The organism is Streptomyces racemochromogenes, assembly GCF_039535215.1.
GTDB lineage: Bacteria > Actinomycetota > Actinomycetes > Streptomycetales > Streptomycetaceae > Streptomyces > Streptomyces racemochromogenes.
The window spans coordinates 6,259,493-6,273,880 of record NZ_BAAAWT010000001.1 but is presented as its reverse complement, the minus strand read 5'-3'; the positions used below and the strand labels follow the sequence as shown (position 1 = coordinate 6,273,880).

Genomic DNA, 14,388 nt, shown 5'->3' with positions numbered 1-14,388 from the left:
ACCAGGAGCCCCCCCTTGTCCACCTTCCCCGCCGTACGCCGCTTCGCGCCCGTATTCGTTGCCGCCGTCCTCTCCCTCACCGGGTGCTCCACCACCACTGGGCAGGCCGGGAGCGGTGTTGCGCCCGCCCCGAAGGAGGCGCTGCCCGCCACCGTCCCGAACGGCACCGAACTGCGGATCGGCGACCAGAACGCCCAGTTGGAGGTGCTCCTCAGATCCTCCGGCCAGGACCAGGACGCTCCGTACGAGCTCGGCTACAACGCCTTCCAGGGCGGGCCCGCCATCCTGGAAGCATTCCGCGGCGGCTCCCTCGACGTCGGCATCGTCTCCGAGACGCCGGCCATCTTCGCCCAGGCAGCCCGCCAGGACGTCAAGATCGTCGGCGTGGCACAGACCAGCCGCAGCGCCGTCCACCTGGTCACCGCGCCCGGCACCACGGCGCAGACCGTCGCCGAGCTCAAGGGCAAGAAGATCGCGTACACCGAGGGCACCACCTTCCAGCCCGCCGTGCTGAACGCCCTGAAGAGGGGCGGCCTCAAGACCACCGACGTCACCCTGGTCAACCTCCAGGTCCTGGACATCCCCGCCGCCCTGCAGAGCGGCCAGGTCGACGCGGCGGCCCTCACCGAGCCGCTCGCCTCCAAGTACCTGCTCCCCAACGCCGAGAAGGGCGCCCACGAGATCACCGACGACAAGGACCTGACCAGCGGGCTGCTGTTGCTCATCACCCCGGGCAAGACGCTCCAGGACCCGGCGAAGGCCGCCGCCCTGCGTGACTTCTCCGCCCGCTGGACGAAGGCGCTCGGTTGGCAGAACACCCACAAGGACCAGTGGGTGCAGGACTACTACGTCAAGAAGCAGAACATCCCCACCGACACGGGTGGGCGGATCTTCGCGAACACCGGAACGGCGGCGTTCCCCGCCTACGCCGAAGCCGTCGCCGCCCACCAGGCCATCGCCGACCTGCTCTCCGAAGCGGGCGCGATCCCCGGAAAGCTCGATGTCACCGGCGAGTTCGACCGCCGCTTCGAGGAGGTCCAGCGGCAGGCGCGTACCACGTCCGGCTGACCCCCGTACGACCGCACCAGGAAAGACACCCTCCATGACCACCGCTCAGCTACACCGCACACGTGCGGTCGGCCACCGCCCACCCCGTCTGCCCTTCGCGCGCGCAGCCGGACCGCTGCTCCTGCTCACCGCCTGGTGGACCTCGTCGGGCACCGGTCTGCTGGATCCGCAGACCCTCGCCTCCCCCACCGACGTCCTGCGCACCGCCCTCGATCTGCTCGGCACCAGCGAACTCCAGCGCCACCTGCTGATCTCCCTGCAACGCGCCGCCCTCGGCCTCGCCTTCGGCGTGGCCACCGGTCTGGCGCTGGCCCTGACAGCCGGCCTCTCCCGCCTCGGCGAGGCCCTCTTCGACGGCACCGTCCAGCTCGTCCGGTCCCTGCCGATCCTGGCCCTCGTCCCGCTGGCCATCCTCTGGTTCGGCATCGGCGAGGAGGTCAAGGTCATCCTGGTGGCGCTGGGCACCCTGGTCCCCGTCTACCTCAACACCCATGCCGCCCTCACCGGCCTCGATGTCCGCCACGCCGAACTGGCCCAGACCCTGGACCTGTCCCGCGGGCAGTTCCTCCGCCGCATCGCCCTGCCGGGGGCGGCCCCGGGCTTCTTCACCGGTCTGCGGATGTCGGTCACCATCTCCTGGCTCGTGCTGGTGGTGAGCGAGCAGATCAACGCCTCCAGCGGCATCGGATACCTGATGACCCAGGCCCGTACCTTCGGCCGCACCGACGTGATCGTGGTCGGCCTGGTCGTCTACGGGCTGCTCGGCCTGCTCTCCGACACCCTGGTCCGCCTGCTCGAAAGGAAGGCCCTCGCATGGCGCCGCACCCTGTCCTGACCGCCGCCGCGACCGCCACTGCCCCGGCGGCACGCATACGCTCGCTCACCCGCACGTTCGCCGGACGAACCGTGCTGGACGGCATCGACCTCGACCTCGCCCCCGGGGAGTTCACCGCCCTGCTCGGACACAGCGGATCGGGCAAGTCCACCCTGCTGCGCGCCGTCGCCCGGCTCGATCACGACGCGGAGGGCAGTGGCACCATCGATGTACCCGCCCGACGATCGGTCGCCTTCCAGGACGCCCGGCTGCTGCCCTGGGCCCGGGTCCTCGACAACGTGATCCTCGGGCTGACCACCGCCGACGCCCGTGAACAGGGCCGCAGGGCGCTCGCCGAGGTGGGCCTGGCCGACCACGAGCGCGCCTGGCCCGGCACCCTCTCGGGCGGCGAGGCCCAACGTGCGGCACTCGCCCGGGCACTCGTACGCGAACCGCAACTCATCTTGTTCGACGAGCCGTTCGGTGCACTGGACGCCCTCACCAGGCTGCGCATGCACGCCTTGCTGCGTCGGCTCTGCGAACGTCACCGGCCCGCCGTCCTACTGGTCACCCATGACATCGACGAGGCACTCGCCCTCGCCGACCGCGTGCTCGTCCTCGACCACGGCCGCATCAGCCACGACCTCCGGCCCGGCCTTCCCGCCCAGCCCGACCCCTCCCATCCCCGGGCAGCCGAACTACGCGCCCGGCTCCTCAGCGCCCTGGGAGTGACGGAGCACGGCGGGACCTGAACACGGCCGCCGCCCCGACCAGGACCAAGATCCGGACCATTCACGGACCAGTCCCGGCGGATGGACCGGGGCCGACGCAGGTCAGGTGTTCAGGAGGCGGTTGAAGAACGACCGGTAGTGCTGGAGCGCCAGCCGCAGGTCTTCGGTCGCAACCTGTTCACCCTGGCCCCACTGCTCCTCCAGCCCCTGCTTGTGGGCGGAGAACGAACGGGCAAGGGTCTGCATCACCTCGGCGACCAGGGCGTCCGCCGACCTGACCGCCTCTTGCGGGTCGTCCACGAACCGGCCCTGTATCTCGCTCCACGCCTTGTGGTACTCCGCGGTGTCCTCGGCACCCAGCAGTGGATCATCGACGCCGGCCTGCGATCCGCGGTCCGTCGGGGGCCCGTCCCCGCTGTCGCGGGCGTCGCGCCCCTCGGCAGCCGCGTCCGTGGTGGCTTCCCCCGGGTACACGGGCGGCGTCCGCCCGTCGGCCGACGCGCCACCGGATTCGGCGTCCGCACCGGTGTCCGTTCCGGCCTCCGAAGCCGACATCGGATGGGCGATGTCCTCCGTCGTGATGCCGGCGTCCCCGATTCGTTCGTTACTGCTTGCGTGGTTCTGCATGTCAACGGCTCCTCTGGTCGGTCAGGAGGTCGTCGAACAGGGCGCGGTAGTGCACCATCGCCCCGCGGAGTTCCTCGGTTGTCGTCTGGTGACCGGCGCTGCGCACCTTGACGTCGTGGGCGGCCCGGTAGTGCTCCAGGGTTCGGCCGTGCTCGACCGAAAGGTCACGGAGCTGACCGCGGTAGTCGTCTGTGGGGTAGCCCCGCTCGCTCATGAGCCGCGACACCAGTGCGTCGGCCTCCTCGACAGAGCCTTCCGGTCGGTCCACGAAATGCTCTTGGACGCTGTTCCATTCGACGGCGTACCGGTCTCGCCGTTCAGGCGGCAGCTCCTTGATCTCAAGCTTGTCGTGGCGTTCCTCGCGGGCCCGCAGCTCGCGTTCGGCGGCCATTCGACCGCCCTCCGCCTCGACCGTGCGGTTGTACTCGGGTCCGAACTTGTCCTGCAGACGCCGCCGACGGGCAGCCATCCACAGTCCGGCCGCGATCGCGATCACGACGACGGCTGCGATGGCAATGATGACTATGAGCGTGGTGGTTGACATGGTTGGCCTCCATCCTGGGGCCTCATCCGAATTCATTCATGCGGCTGTCCCTGTCCCTGCAGGATCAGCTATGGAGTCTCCAGCCCGGGTCCGACGCCTCGACGCCTCAGGGCGCCGATGGGAACGCTGTGGGCGTGGTTGCCCGTCCTCCGGTCAGGTTCTTCGCCGGGCCGTCAGTCCGGCGGTTCCGGCACAGGCGGCCGTTCCGTGGGAGATGGCGGCTCGGCAGGTGGGTCGGCCGGGGGCGGCTTGCCCCCGGGGCCGGCGGGGCGCGGATCGCGGGGTACCGGATCCGGTCCTTCCGGAGTGGGCCCGGGGCCTTCAGGTTCCGGGCCGGTGGACCGTTCCATGCAGATCACCTCGTTGTGCCCGGCATTCTCGTTCGCCGTGCGCCTACCCGACGGGTCACGGCTCAAGCAGGGTGGTCGGCGGCGAAGGGGCTGGTGTCGAGGTGTGCGAGCAGGTCGGCGGGGTGACGGTAGACGGCTCGGGCCCCGGCCTCCTCAAGGTCGCGCTGTGGGATACCGCCGCAGAGCAGTCCCACGCACGCGACGTCGGCGCGGGAGGCCGCCTGCATGTCCCAGACGGTGTCACCAACGAGTACGGAGCCGCGCGCGGGTGCGTCGACGAGGCCGAGGGCGTGGTGCACCGGATCAGGAGCGGGCTTGCCCTCGTCCACGTCATCGGAGCTCGCCGTCGCGGCGATGGCGTCGTCGGCATCTACGGCCCGTCTGAGAGCATCGAGCTCGGCGTCCTTCGCCGAGGTGACGAGGACGACCCGCCAACCCCGTCGGTCGAGCTCGCGCAGCAGGTCGGCTGCCGAGTCCAGCGGGGGCAGCCGGTCGAAGTAGGTGCCGTAAAGGGTGGTGTGGGCGGCGCTGAGCCCATCGTCCTCGCTCGTGTCCCGGTCCTCACCTAGCAGGTGCGCGAGCAGGTCCTGGCCGGGGAGTCCGATCGCACGGTGGATGTCGTGCATCGCGACGTCGTGGCCCGCCTCCCGCAAGGCCTCCCACCAGCAGACGACATGGAGATGATTGGTGTCGGCGAGGGTACCGTCGACATCAAACAGAGCGGCACGGTTCATGTCCGCCTCCTACACGGCTCGGTAACTCGCGCCTGCGTTCGGCCGTTCTCACAGCTCTCCCAGGGCCGGCAGCAGCTTCGTGGCGGACCGGTCCAGGAACGGTTCCTGTTGGTAGCCGCCGATCTGGACCAGGGCGATCTCTGTGAATCCGGCGTCGGCGTAGGGGCGTACCGCGTCGACGAAGGCGTCCACGTCGTTGCCGCAGGGGATGGCAGCCGCGACGTCCTCGGGCCTGGTGTACTGCGAGGCCTCATCGAACCCGCGGGGCCGGGGAGTTCCGCGTTGACCTTCCAGCCGCCCAGCGCCCAGCGGAACTGGTCGTGCGCCCAAGCCACCGCTGCATCACGGTCGGGGTCGTAGGAGACCGGGAGCTGGCCAACCCGTGGTGCGCCGGAGCCTCCGTACGCGCCGAACGCGGTCACCAGTTCTGTCCTGGGCTCGGTGGCGATGACCAGGTCGCCGTAGTGGCCCGCGATCTCGCAGGAGCGGTCTCCGGAGACGGCGATGCCGGTCGGGGGTGGTTCGTCGGGGAGGTCCCAGAGTCTGGCGTTCTCGACGTCGAAGGGCCGCGGCGAGCAGCCGGGTGTCCGCCTGCGGCCGGTAAACACCGGGCAGAGCGATCAGGCCGGCCGGCAGCGTGCTCCCGGCCAGAGCCGAACAGGACATGGCGCACCTCCTTGACCGACCGACACGCTCGCTATGACGGATCACGGGGCCGTCAGACCGCTGAGGCTTTGCGCCTGCCCCTCCGACTGATCACCATCCGGAAGTCCGTCGACCTTAGGAGGATCAGACGAAACTCCGATTCGGGCGCCCGCCGCATTCATTACTTGAAAATTCCAGTTACCCATGCACTGGCAACAAGGGTGACCGTGCGAGCGGTCTTGCAACTGCGGTCTCAGCCGTCTTCCGAGTCCGCCTGCCGGGCGCCATCCGGGCGATTCTGCTCTTCACGGCCAATACCGGGACGCTGCCGCCTGGCACGGTGGCCCCCAGCATCCGCATCGTCCTCCACCCTGCTCGAAGGCCGGACGGCGGCATCGTCCGTCTGCCGGCGGACCTCACGGCCCCCGCTCTCGCCCACGGCCTCGGCCGACGCCGTCGGCGGGTAGCGTCTGGACCTCTCTCGGCCTGTCATCGCGCCTCCTATGTGGTGTCTGTCCTCAGCCGCCTACCCCGCCTCATCGCCCCCACGTCTTCCACCCGTGAACGCCACTGGGCGCGGTGCTGGTCGGTGCTTGCCGTCCAGCGGAGGCCTCGCGCACTGGGCAGGGCCCTCCGCCGCGCACGCCACGCCGACGGTGACGAAGCCGCCTAGGCTGGAAGAAGCGTCACAGTGAATCGGAGGGCCTCATGATCGTCCTCGGCGTAATTCTGCTTGTCGTCGGCTTCGTTACGGGAATCAGCATCCTGTGGACCATCGGCATCATCCTCGTCATTATCGGAGTCATTCTCTGGATCCTCGGCGCCCTCGGACATTCCGTCGGCGGACGCAAGCACTACTGGTAATAGACCGGCCACCACGGGGGTTTCTCCACACCCACAGGAAAGGCAGGCAGGAAAATCATGGCCAAGCAGCCAGAGTCATCCCAACCCAGGCACGGTGAGGGCCCCAGTCGACACAAGGGCACCAAACAGCACGGCTGGTCTCCCGATGTCGACGAGACCCGTCAGCAGGACAACCCGAGCGCCCACCGCTCCTTCCACCCCGACCAGTACGCCCCCGCCAAAGGCCCCGGGCGCGAGGTTTCCAAAGAGGAAGCCGGGAACCCGCACGGCCGGCCCGTGAAGAGCAGCGGGCGCCGCGGCGAGGACCAGAGCAAGGCCGGCCGCGACGAGAAGGGCATGCATGACACCGGTCCCCGAGGCCGCTCCCAGCGTCCCAGCGGAACCAAGGATGCGTCCGCTTCCACCGGCATCGACCCCCAGGACCCGCCCGGCACACGCAGCGCCGGCTGACCCCCGCATCTGCACCCGTTCTGCACGCCCTCTAGGGCGGCCTGCTCCCCGCGCAAACGTGTGACGGCTTCGCAAGGAGCAGGAGTCCTGGTCGCCACGGCAGGTGGACAAAGGTGCACCGCCAGCAGCGCCCCTCCATCAAACAACAAGAACTCGCGGCCACATGGCAGCCGTACCGCAAGCCCCACCTCGGCCCACCCGTCCGGCGCATCCCCTGCACGACTACGGCTGCCCCGCTCTCTCGGTTCCGGCAGAAGGACTTGACCCATGGCTGTTCGACACCAGTTGATCCGGCGTCCCCCTCAGGCGGTGTGGGCGGTCCTCGCGGATCCGGACGCGTACGGGGAGTGGGTGGTGGGGCCCTCCGAGTCCGCGCCCCTTGATGGCGCCTGGCCCGCGGTCGGTGCGCGGCTCCGCTACACCGTCCGCCTGGGCCCCTGGTCGCTCGACGGCGTCACCACCGTCCGGCACACCGAGCCGGGCCGGGAGCTGGAACTGGAAGCCTCTTTCAAGTCCCTCGGCACGGCGCGGATCTTCCTCCAGCTGCGTCCGTGGGGCGAGGAGACCCTCGTCGTCTGCGACGAGCACCCCCTGCGCGGCATCGGCGGCACCCTCCACAACCCCGCCACCGAAGCGCTGCTCCAGCTCCGTCACCGCGGCATGCTGCCCCGTCTGGCCAAGGTGGTGGAACGGCGGCAGGGCGAGGTGCTCCATGCCTGACGCGGTCGTGATCGGCGCGGGTCCCAACGGGCTGGTGGCCGCGAACCTGCTCGCGGACGCCGGCTGGAGCGTGGAGGTCCTGGAAGCGCAGGAGGAGCCCGGCGGAGCGGTACGCAGCGACCGGGGTGTCCATCCGGATTACGTCTCGGACCTCTTCAGCGCGTTCTACCCGCTCGCCGCCGCCTCTCCGCTCCTCGCCCGCCTCGACCTCGCCGCCGAGGGCCTGCGCTGGAGCCACGCTCCCCGCGTACTGGCACACCCCCTGCTGGACGGCAGGTGCGCGGTGCTCGAACGCCGCGTGGAGGAGACCTCCGCCGGGCTGGAGGCGTTCGCGCCGGCCGACGGGGACGCCTGGCGGAACATGTACAAGACATGGAGCCGTGTGGGGCCCGATCTCGTACAGGCCCTGTTCACCCCCTTCCCCCCGGTCCGCGCCGGCCTCCGCCTGGCCGGGAAGCTCCGAGCCGCAGGCGGACTCCGGCTGGCCCGGAACCTGGCTCTGCCCGTACGCCGCCTGGGCGAGGAGGAGTTCGCGGGCGCGGGCGGCCGGCTCCTGCTGGCCGGCAATGCCCTGCACGCCGACCTGTCCCCCGAAGCCGCGGGCAGCGGCGGGTTCGGCTGGATGATGTCGATGCTCGGCCAGAGCCACGGCTTCCCGGTCCCCGTCGGAGGGGCCGGCGCCCTGACCGCAGCGCTCGTCAGCCGTCTCAGGCGCCGCGGAGGCACCCTGCGCTGCGGGGAACGCGTCGCCAGCGTCGTCATACGGAACTGCACGGCCGTCGGGGTCAGGACCGAGGCCGGGGAGACCATTGGCGCGCGTCGGGCTGTGCTGGCCGACACCTCGGCACCGGCCCTGTACCGGGACCTCGTCGGGGAGGAGCACCTCCCGTCCCGTCTCCTGCGGGACCTGGAGCGCTTCCAGTGGGACTTCGCGACCTTCAAGGTCGACTGGGCCCTGACCGGACCGGTGCCGTGGACGGCACCGCAGACCGCCGGGGCCGGCACCGTCCACGTCGCCGACGGCATCGACGGCCTGACCCGATTCGCCTCACAGATCGCCATGGGACACGTCCCCGACGAACCCTTCGCCCTCTTCGGGCAGATGACCACAGCGGATCCCAGCCGCTCGCCGGCCGGCACCGAATCCGCATGGGCCTACACCCACCTCCCCCAGCACATCACCCGCGACGCAGGCCCCGACCACATCACGGGCCGGTGGGACGCCCATGAGCAGGCGGCCATGGCGGACCGCATCGAAGCGCAGGTGGAGCGGTTCGCTCCCGGATTCCGTGCCGGCATCCTCGCCCGCCGCCTCCTGGCCCCCACCACCCTCCAGACCATGAACGAGAACCTCCACAACGGCGCCATCAACAACGGCACCACCGCCCTGCACCAACAGGCGATCTTCCGCCCCACCCCCGGCACCGGCCGCCCCGAGACCCCCGTCAAGGACCTCTACCTCGCCTCCGCAGCCGCCCACCCCGGCGGAGGAGTCCACGGAGCACCCGGTGCGAACGCAGCCCGGGCAGCGCTCCGGACCCGGGGATTGCGCTCCCTCTTCCACGGCGCCCAACGCATCTGACGACGAGTCCCGGCTGGTGTCCCCAGCCCCCGCACCCAGGTGTCAGCGCAGCGCACCTCGTGCGGCACACGCAGACCCTAGGTGTCGCCGTGCCCGCTTGACGCTTCCCTATCCGGGTAGGCGCCAGCCGTGTCCGGTGGGTTGTCCGGGCACCGACGCAAGGAGCAGTCCATGATTCTCATCTTGGGATTGATCATTCTGATCGCCGCAGCGAGCATCGGCGTCGTCGGCGTGTTCGGCAACATGGGAGCCGAACACGCTCTCGGCACCGGCGGCGATTTCTCCATTTTCGGCTACCACGTCATGGGCTCCACAGGAAGCGTGTTCCTGGCAGGAATCGTCGTGGGCGGCGCCGCCCTGCTAGGCCTGGCCCTGGTCATGCTCGGAGTCCGTCGCTCCGCGCGGGCCCGACGCGGAGTCCGCATGTCACGCCGCGAGGCCGCTGTCGTCGACCGGGAACGCGACGACCTGATCAACCAACGCGACATCGCCCGCGCCGAGACCGACGGCCCGGTGAGCGACTCCCCCGGCAGCCGCCGCCACTGGTTCGGTCACCGCACCGCGACGCGCTGAACGCACCGGCTCTTCGAGCGCAGCGTGTACCCACGATCGGAACAGGCTTAGCCGATACGGCCGTTCTTGAGGTGCCTGAGGCGGGCAAGGGAGAAGGGGTTGCGCCAGGGCGCGACGGCCATCAACCGGTCGGGCGGCAATGGATGGCAGGCCGGGGAATCCGCAGAGGGAGACACCAGAAATGGCCCAGAAGAAGGCGACGACTGCAGCCGGCCAAGAAGACCACGACAGCAAGGTCCGGAAAGCAGGCGAAACCCGACACCGCCCCCGGCAGGCCCGCACCGAAGCCTCTGAAGGTGACCGAGGCCACCGAGCCGCGCGAGCCCCTGCCGCCCGAACAGGACCAGGCCGGCCCGGACACGCTCAGCCCCACGGGACAGCCCACCGGCGCACCCCAGGCCGCCGTGGCCCAGGGCGGCGCCTACCTGACCACTGCTCAGGGGGGCCCGGCTCTACGACAGTGACCATTCGCTGAAGGCCGGCCCACGGGGGCCTGTGCTCCTGCAGGACCACCACCTGCGGGAGAAGATCACCCACTTCGATCACGAACGGATTCCAGAGCGGGTGGTGCACGCGCGGGGTGCCGCCGCCCACGGGGTCTTCCAGAGTTACGGCACGGCGGGCAAGGTCACCAAGGCGGCGTTCCTGGCGAAGGGAGTGGAGACGCCGGTGTTCGTCCCTTCTTCATCCAGGACGCGATCAAGTTCCCCGACGTCATCCACGCCGGAAAGCCCCACCCGGACCGGGAGATCCCGCAGGCCCAGAGCGCCCACGACACCTTCTGGGACTTCGTGCCCCTGCACACCGAGGCCACCCACCACACCCTTTGGAACATGTCCGACCGTGCCATCCCCCGGTCCTTCCGGATGATGGAGGGATTCGGCATCCACACCTTCCGCCTGGTCAACGCCAAGGGTGCCACGACCCTGGTGAAGTTCCACTGGAAGCCGAAGCTCGGCGTCCACTCGCTGGTCTGGGAGGAAGCGCAGATCACCAGCGGAACGGACCCCGACTTCCACCGCAGGGATCTCGCCGACGCGATCGAGGCCGGCGCGTACCCGCGGTGGGAACTGGGCATCCAGACCTTCCCCGACACCCCGGAACAGACCTTCGAGGGAATCGACCTCCTCGACCCCGCCAAGATCGTCCCGGAGGAGCTCGCACCCGTGCGGCCCGTCGGCGTGATGACGCTGAACGCCAACCCGGCCAGGCGAGGGCGGTCTTCGGTGTCAGGGTCAAACGTGCGGAGAACAGGGAAGCGGTAGTAGTCATGATCGCGGACTCGTTCCCGGACCGCCCTGCCGGGCGGCGCTTTGTCTTGATCGCCGGAAACGACGTCCGCGTGGGTGTGGGTGCACGAGCTACTCCCGGTGATCCCAGCTTACTCCGCGGCGGGGTCGGACGAGAGGCTTCGAAAGTCGGCCTGGGCGGCGACGCCTGGGGACGAGGTGCCCACGCGCTCCGTCATCCGCGCCACTCGACGAGGACGAGGGTGGCGTCGTCCGAGGTGACTTCGCCGCGTGCCCGCTTGAGGGTGTGAGACAGGTCCCGGGCCACCGTGCGGATCCCGTGGTCGGCCTGCTCCAGTTGGTTCACCCAGTCGATCAGCTGCTTCTCGCCGAACTGCTCCTGCCCGCTTTTGTGTTCTTCGATCAGGCCGTCGGTGAAGCAGAGGACGCGGTCGCCTGGCTCCAACGCCACCGCGCTGACCTGTGGCTGAGCCCCTCCGAAGCCGACGGGGAGGGTCGTGGGGCTGTCCAGACGGCGTACGACGCGGTGCGCGCGGATCAGCATGGCGCGGGATGCCCCGCGTTGACCCACTGGAGGCGCCCCGTGTCCGTGTCCAGCCGCATCATCTGGGCGGTCACGAAGTGGTCCGGGTCGAACTGCTCCGCGACCGCCCGGTCCATGAAGAGGTAGATCTCCGACAGTTCGATGCTGATCCGGCGGGCGTGACGGTACGCGCCGATGGCTACCGTGGCCATCGTGGCCGCGTCCAGGCCGTGCCCCATGGCGTCGACCATGGCGAGATGGAGGACGTCACCGTTCAGGGCGTAGTCGAAGCTGTCTCCCGCCACGGCGTAGGCGGGCTCCAGGACTCCGGCGACCGCGACGTGCGGCATCACCATCGACAGCGGGGGCAGCAGGGACCACTGGATCTCCGCGGCCACGCTCATCGGTTCTCTGCGGCGGGTCCGGAAGAAGAGGTCCGTGTAGCCGTTCTTGGTCTGCAGCAGGTCGGCCGCCAGGCCCGCGATCCTGCGCAGGAGGCGGCGGGTGTCGTCGTCGACCACGTCCAGGGTGGCCGCGAGGACCCCCACTTGGTCGCCGCCGTCCAGCAGGGGCAGGTGGACCCGTATGCCGTCGGGCGTCAGGACTTCGACGGGGCGTGACTCCAGGAAGCACCGGCCGGCTTCGGACCGGTCGATGGGCTGCGGGTCACCGGCGGGCAGGGGGACCAACTGTTGCTGTCCGTAGTCCTGGAGCAGGATCTCTGTTGCGCGGCCCCCCATCCGGGCCACCGTCTCGGCGACGAGCGGGCCGACCAGATGGGGCGGCAGCTCGTGCGCCCCGTCCAGGAGCAGCCCGAGCAGCTCCTCCCCGAAGCTCTCCGAGCGATCCGGGTCCGCGCGGCCTCCGACGGTCATCCTGTTGCCTCCAACCGGGCGGCGGGCGGGCGTCCGGGCTGCACGGGCGGCGTGGCTTCCAGGATGCTCCCCGGCGACCGGGCACGCCACACGGCTTTCGTGCCCGGCGGCCTTCACGACCCGGATCCCCGGCGGGCCGGTTCACGCAGGGCTTGCGCGGCCGGGTTTCGTCGCGCGTCGGCGGAGGCTGACCGGTTGCAACCAGGTGTTTCCGGCCCGCGGTGGTGAGGAGGGAGCCGCCTGGCGACAAACCACCCCGTCGCTGACCTGGGGCTTCCTCACGGAGCGGAGGACAGCAGCCGCGGCGGGGTCTGCCCCCGTGAGGTGCCGCTGTGCCGTCCGGTGCCGCCGGCCTGAAGGCCGACGGGCGCGTCCCGCGCACATCGGCCGATGATGGGAGTACGGCCGAACACGCGGAGCTGATCATGACTGGTTGGCGTGTCAGGGACTACGCCCAGGACGATCTCGAATCGGTACTCCGAGTCGACGCCGAGAGCGGCACGGCCGAAGGGCCACCGCTCTTTCCGCTCTCGGACGCCGTGGCGGCCCTCCAGGCCCTCCACCCGGCGGTGGTGGCCACCGCGGACGACGTGGTGGTCGGCGCCGTGGTGAGCAGGGTGGACGGTGAACGGGCGTGGATCCTGCGCATCAGCATGGCGCCCGCCTGGCGGCACCAGGGTCTGGGCAGCGACCTGATCACGGCCCTGGAGCACCGGCTGTTCGCCGGTGGCGTCCGAACCGTGCACGCCGTCCTGCCCGACGGCGAGACCGGCGCCACCGCCTTGCACAACTGCGGCTTCGAGGCCCGTCCGGGCCTGGTCTTCTTCGAGAAGCGTGGGCGAGTGACCCCTCAGGCGGTCAGCATGCTCGCGTCGCTGGGAGCGGAGCTGCCGCCCGGGAATCTGTGGCAGAAGGTCGCCGGCATGCAGAAGGAGAAGGAGCTCATCGAGCGGCGCCTGGTCCTGCCACTGGCCCATCCCGAAATGGCCGCCCAGCACGGCGTGGAGCTGCCACGGGCGGTGATGCTGTTCGGACCGCCCGGGACGGGGAAGAGCACGTTCGCGCACGCCATCGCCAGCCGCCTGCAATGGCCGTTCCTCGAACTGTTCCCCGCCCGGCTGGCCGCCGAGTACGGGCTGGCGAGCGGGCTGTACCGGCGCTTCGACGAGATCGCCGGGCTCGACCACGTCCTGGTCTTCATCGACGAGGTCGAGGAGATCGCCGGGACCCGGAGCGGTGCGGACGCGACCGCGGTCGGCGTCGTCAACGAACTGCTCAAGGCGATCGTCCGGTTCCGGGGCCAGGACGGGAGGCTTCTCGTCTGCGCCACGAACGACGTGACCACCCTCGACTCCGCGTTCCTACGGCACGGCCGTTTCGACTACGTCCTGCCGATCGGCCCCCCGGACCAGCGCGCGAGGACTGCGCTGTGGGAGAGCTACCTGACCCGGGCGGGAGCGCAGGCCGACAGTGCGGCGCTGGCGTCAACCAGCGAGGGGTTCACCCCCGCCGACATCGCCCATGTGGCACGCACCGTCTCACAGGTCCAGTTCGAGCACACCTTCGACACCGGGACCCGGGCCCGCCCCACCACGGAGGACTACCTGCGCACCATCGGCGAAACCAGGCCCACGGTCAGCGCGGCCATGGCCCAGGAGTTCGCCCAGCAGACCGAGAAGTTCGCCCGTGTATAGGACCTGTGTTGGGGCCTGTCCCTCGGATCAGGCCGAGCCCGCCGTCCCTTCCTCCTGGGCCTCCATGTGCCGGATTCCCTCGTGGGTGAGGGTGACCATCGCCGGGGTGTTGCCGGGTTCCCAGTCGACGGTGATCAGTCCTTCGCCCGCCAGGTAGGTACAGGCGGCGGCCAGGTCCTGTTCCGGTACGTGGAGGTCGCGCCGCAGCTGTGCTCCGGTGGTGCCGAGGAGGCGGTTGCCCTCGACGGCTTCGTACAGGACCCGGAGCACCTGGTCGCGGTAGGTCTTGCGTTCGCGCAGTGTGGCCATGACCGCGTCCTTTGTGTGTGGGGTGGAGTGGGCTC

13 protein-coding genes and 3 pseudogenes are annotated in these 14,388 nt (G+C 70.1%); 10 read left to right on the top strand and 6 right to left on the bottom strand.

From position 1 onward, the window contains the following. Window positions 1-15 precede the first annotated feature (15 nt). From ABD973_RS28890 to ABD973_RS28880, 3 genes are read left to right on the top strand one after another with little or no spacing between them, the layout of a single operon-like run. Window positions 16-1,068, top strand: coding sequence for an ABC transporter substrate-binding protein (locus ABD973_RS28890; RefSeq protein ID WP_164720836.1), 1,053 nt, complete (start codon window positions 16-18; stop codon window positions 1,066-1,068). 34 nt (window positions 1,069-1,102) lie between these two features. Beyond that, on the top strand, window positions 1,103-1,903 hold the full coding sequence (locus tag ABD973_RS28885) for an ABC transporter permease (RefSeq protein ID WP_241253146.1): 801 nt from the start codon (window positions 1,103-1,105) through the stop codon (window positions 1,901-1,903). Continuing rightward, window positions 1,882-2,634, top strand: coding sequence for an ABC transporter ATP-binding protein (locus tag ABD973_RS28880; protein WP_345502923.1), 753 nt, complete (start codon window positions 1,882-1,884; stop codon window positions 2,632-2,634). The genes ABD973_RS28885 and ABD973_RS28880 overlap by 22 nt, the downstream gene beginning before the upstream one ends. 81 nt (window positions 2,635-2,715) lie before the next feature. On the opposite strand, the gene ABD973_RS28875 is transcribed toward ABD973_RS28880, so the two are convergent. From ABD973_RS28875 to ABD973_RS28860, 4 genes and pseudogenes are all read right to left on the bottom strand, one after another. Further along, entirely contained in the window at window positions 2,716-3,240 is a 525-nt protein-coding gene (locus ABD973_RS28875) for a hypothetical protein (protein WP_345502921.1), read from the bottom strand. Between the two features lies 1 nt (window position 3,241). After that, complete coding sequence (locus ABD973_RS28870) at window positions 3,242-3,784, bottom strand: hypothetical protein (protein WP_345502919.1); 543 nt, start codon at window positions 3,782-3,784, stop codon at window positions 3,242-3,244. Between the two features lie 412 nt (window positions 3,785-4,196). Beyond that, a complete protein-coding gene (locus tag ABD973_RS28865; RefSeq protein ID WP_345502917.1) occupies window positions 4,197-4,868 on the bottom strand; it encodes an HAD family hydrolase in 672 nt (223 codons plus the stop codon). A gap of 48 nt (window positions 4,869-4,916) precedes the next feature. Further along, a pseudogene (locus tag ABD973_RS28860) lies at window positions 4,917-5,431 on the bottom strand (LLM class oxidoreductase); the annotation flags it as partial. A 790-nt stretch (window positions 5,432-6,221) separates the two neighbouring features. On the opposite strand from ABD973_RS28860, the gene ABD973_RS28855 reads away from it, so the two are divergent. From ABD973_RS28855 to ABD973_RS28830, 6 genes and pseudogenes are all read left to right on the top strand, one after another. Further along, window positions 6,222-6,377 carry a DUF6131 family protein gene (locus ABD973_RS28855; protein WP_164720837.1) on the top strand — a complete coding sequence of 52 codons (156 nt, stop codon included), beginning with the start codon at window positions 6,222-6,224 and terminating at the stop codon, window positions 6,375-6,377. 57 nt (window positions 6,378-6,434) lie between these two features. After that, on the top strand, window positions 6,435-6,827 hold the full coding sequence (locus tag ABD973_RS28850; RefSeq protein ID WP_125820261.1) for a hypothetical protein: 393 nt from the start codon (window positions 6,435-6,437) through the stop codon (window positions 6,825-6,827). Between the two features lie 267 nt (window positions 6,828-7,094). Further along, entirely contained in the window at window positions 7,095-7,547 is a 453-nt protein-coding gene (locus ABD973_RS28845; protein ID WP_125820262.1) for an SRPBCC family protein, read from the top strand. Beyond that, the gene (locus ABD973_RS28840; RefSeq protein WP_345502914.1) at window positions 7,540-9,129 is read left to right on the top strand and encodes a phytoene desaturase family protein; all 1,590 of its coding nucleotides are present in this window, start codon (window positions 7,540-7,542) and stop codon (window positions 9,127-9,129) included. Before ABD973_RS28845 ends, ABD973_RS28840 begins: the two co-directional genes overlap by 8 nt. Before the next feature lie 171 nt (window positions 9,130-9,300). Then, window positions 9,301-9,702, top strand: a complete 402-nt coding sequence (locus ABD973_RS28835) for a hypothetical protein (RefSeq protein WP_345502912.1) — start codon at window positions 9,301-9,303, stop codon at window positions 9,700-9,702. A 203-nt stretch (window positions 9,703-9,905) separates the two neighbouring features. Beyond that, window positions 9,906-10,910, top strand: a pseudogene (locus tag ABD973_RS28830) (catalase); the annotation flags it as partial. A 256-nt stretch (window positions 10,911-11,166) separates the two neighbouring features. Here the strand turns inward: ABD973_RS28830 and ABD973_RS28825 are convergent. Beyond that, window positions 11,167-12,350, bottom strand: a pseudogene (locus ABD973_RS28825) (PP2C family protein-serine/threonine phosphatase). A gap of 425 nt (window positions 12,351-12,775) precedes the next feature. On the opposite strand from ABD973_RS28825, the gene ABD973_RS28820 reads away from it, so the two are divergent. After that, complete coding sequence (locus ABD973_RS28820) at window positions 12,776-14,044, top strand: ATP-binding protein (protein ID WP_345502910.1); 1,269 nt, start codon at window positions 12,776-12,778, stop codon at window positions 14,042-14,044. Window positions 14,045-14,071: 27 nt separating this feature from the next. Here ABD973_RS28820 and ABD973_RS28815 read toward each other — a convergent pair whose 3' ends face one another. Further along, window positions 14,072-14,353 carry a hypothetical protein gene (locus ABD973_RS28815; RefSeq protein WP_125820267.1) on the bottom strand — a complete coding sequence of 94 codons (282 nt, stop codon included), beginning with the start codon at window positions 14,351-14,353 and terminating at the stop codon, window positions 14,072-14,074. Between the last annotated feature and the right edge of the window lie 35 nt (window positions 14,354-14,388).

Excerpts from the sequence above, each read along its gene's own strand:
- ABD973_RS28885 (WP_241253146.1), top strand. The coding sequence starts at position 1,103 with ATGACCACCGCTCAGCTACACCGCACACGTGCGGTCGGCCACCGCCCA.
- ABD973_RS28880 (WP_345502923.1), top strand. The coding sequence starts at position 1,882 with ATGGCGCCGCACCCTGTCCTGACCGCCGCCGCGACCGCCACTGCCCCG.
- ABD973_RS28875 (WP_345502921.1), bottom strand. The coding sequence starts at position 3,240 with ATGCAGAACCACGCAAGCAGTAACGAACGAATCGGGGACGCCGGCATC.
- ABD973_RS28870 (WP_345502919.1), bottom strand. The coding sequence starts at position 3,784 with ATGTCAACCACCACGCTCATAGTCATCATTGCCATCGCAGCCGTCGTC.
- ABD973_RS28865 (WP_345502917.1), bottom strand. The coding sequence starts at position 4,868 with ATGAACCGTGCCGCTCTGTTTGATGTCGACGGTACCCTCGCCGACACC.
- ABD973_RS28855 (WP_164720837.1), top strand. The coding sequence starts at position 6,222 with ATGATCGTCCTCGGCGTAATTCTGCTTGTCGTCGGCTTCGTTACGGGA.
- ABD973_RS28850 (WP_125820261.1), top strand. The coding sequence starts at position 6,435 with ATGGCCAAGCAGCCAGAGTCATCCCAACCCAGGCACGGTGAGGGCCCC.
- ABD973_RS28845 (WP_125820262.1), top strand. The coding sequence starts at position 7,095 with ATGGCTGTTCGACACCAGTTGATCCGGCGTCCCCCTCAGGCGGTGTGG.
- ABD973_RS28840 (WP_345502914.1), top strand. The coding sequence starts at position 7,540 with ATGCCTGACGCGGTCGTGATCGGCGCGGGTCCCAACGGGCTGGTGGCC.
- ABD973_RS28835 (WP_345502912.1), top strand. The coding sequence starts at position 9,301 with ATGATTCTCATCTTGGGATTGATCATTCTGATCGCCGCAGCGAGCATC.
- ABD973_RS28820 (WP_345502910.1), top strand. The coding sequence starts at position 12,776 with ATGACTGGTTGGCGTGTCAGGGACTACGCCCAGGACGATCTCGAATCG.
- ABD973_RS28815 (WP_125820267.1), bottom strand. The coding sequence starts at position 14,353 with ATGGCCACACTGCGCGAACGCAAGACCTACCGCGACCAGGTGCTCCGG.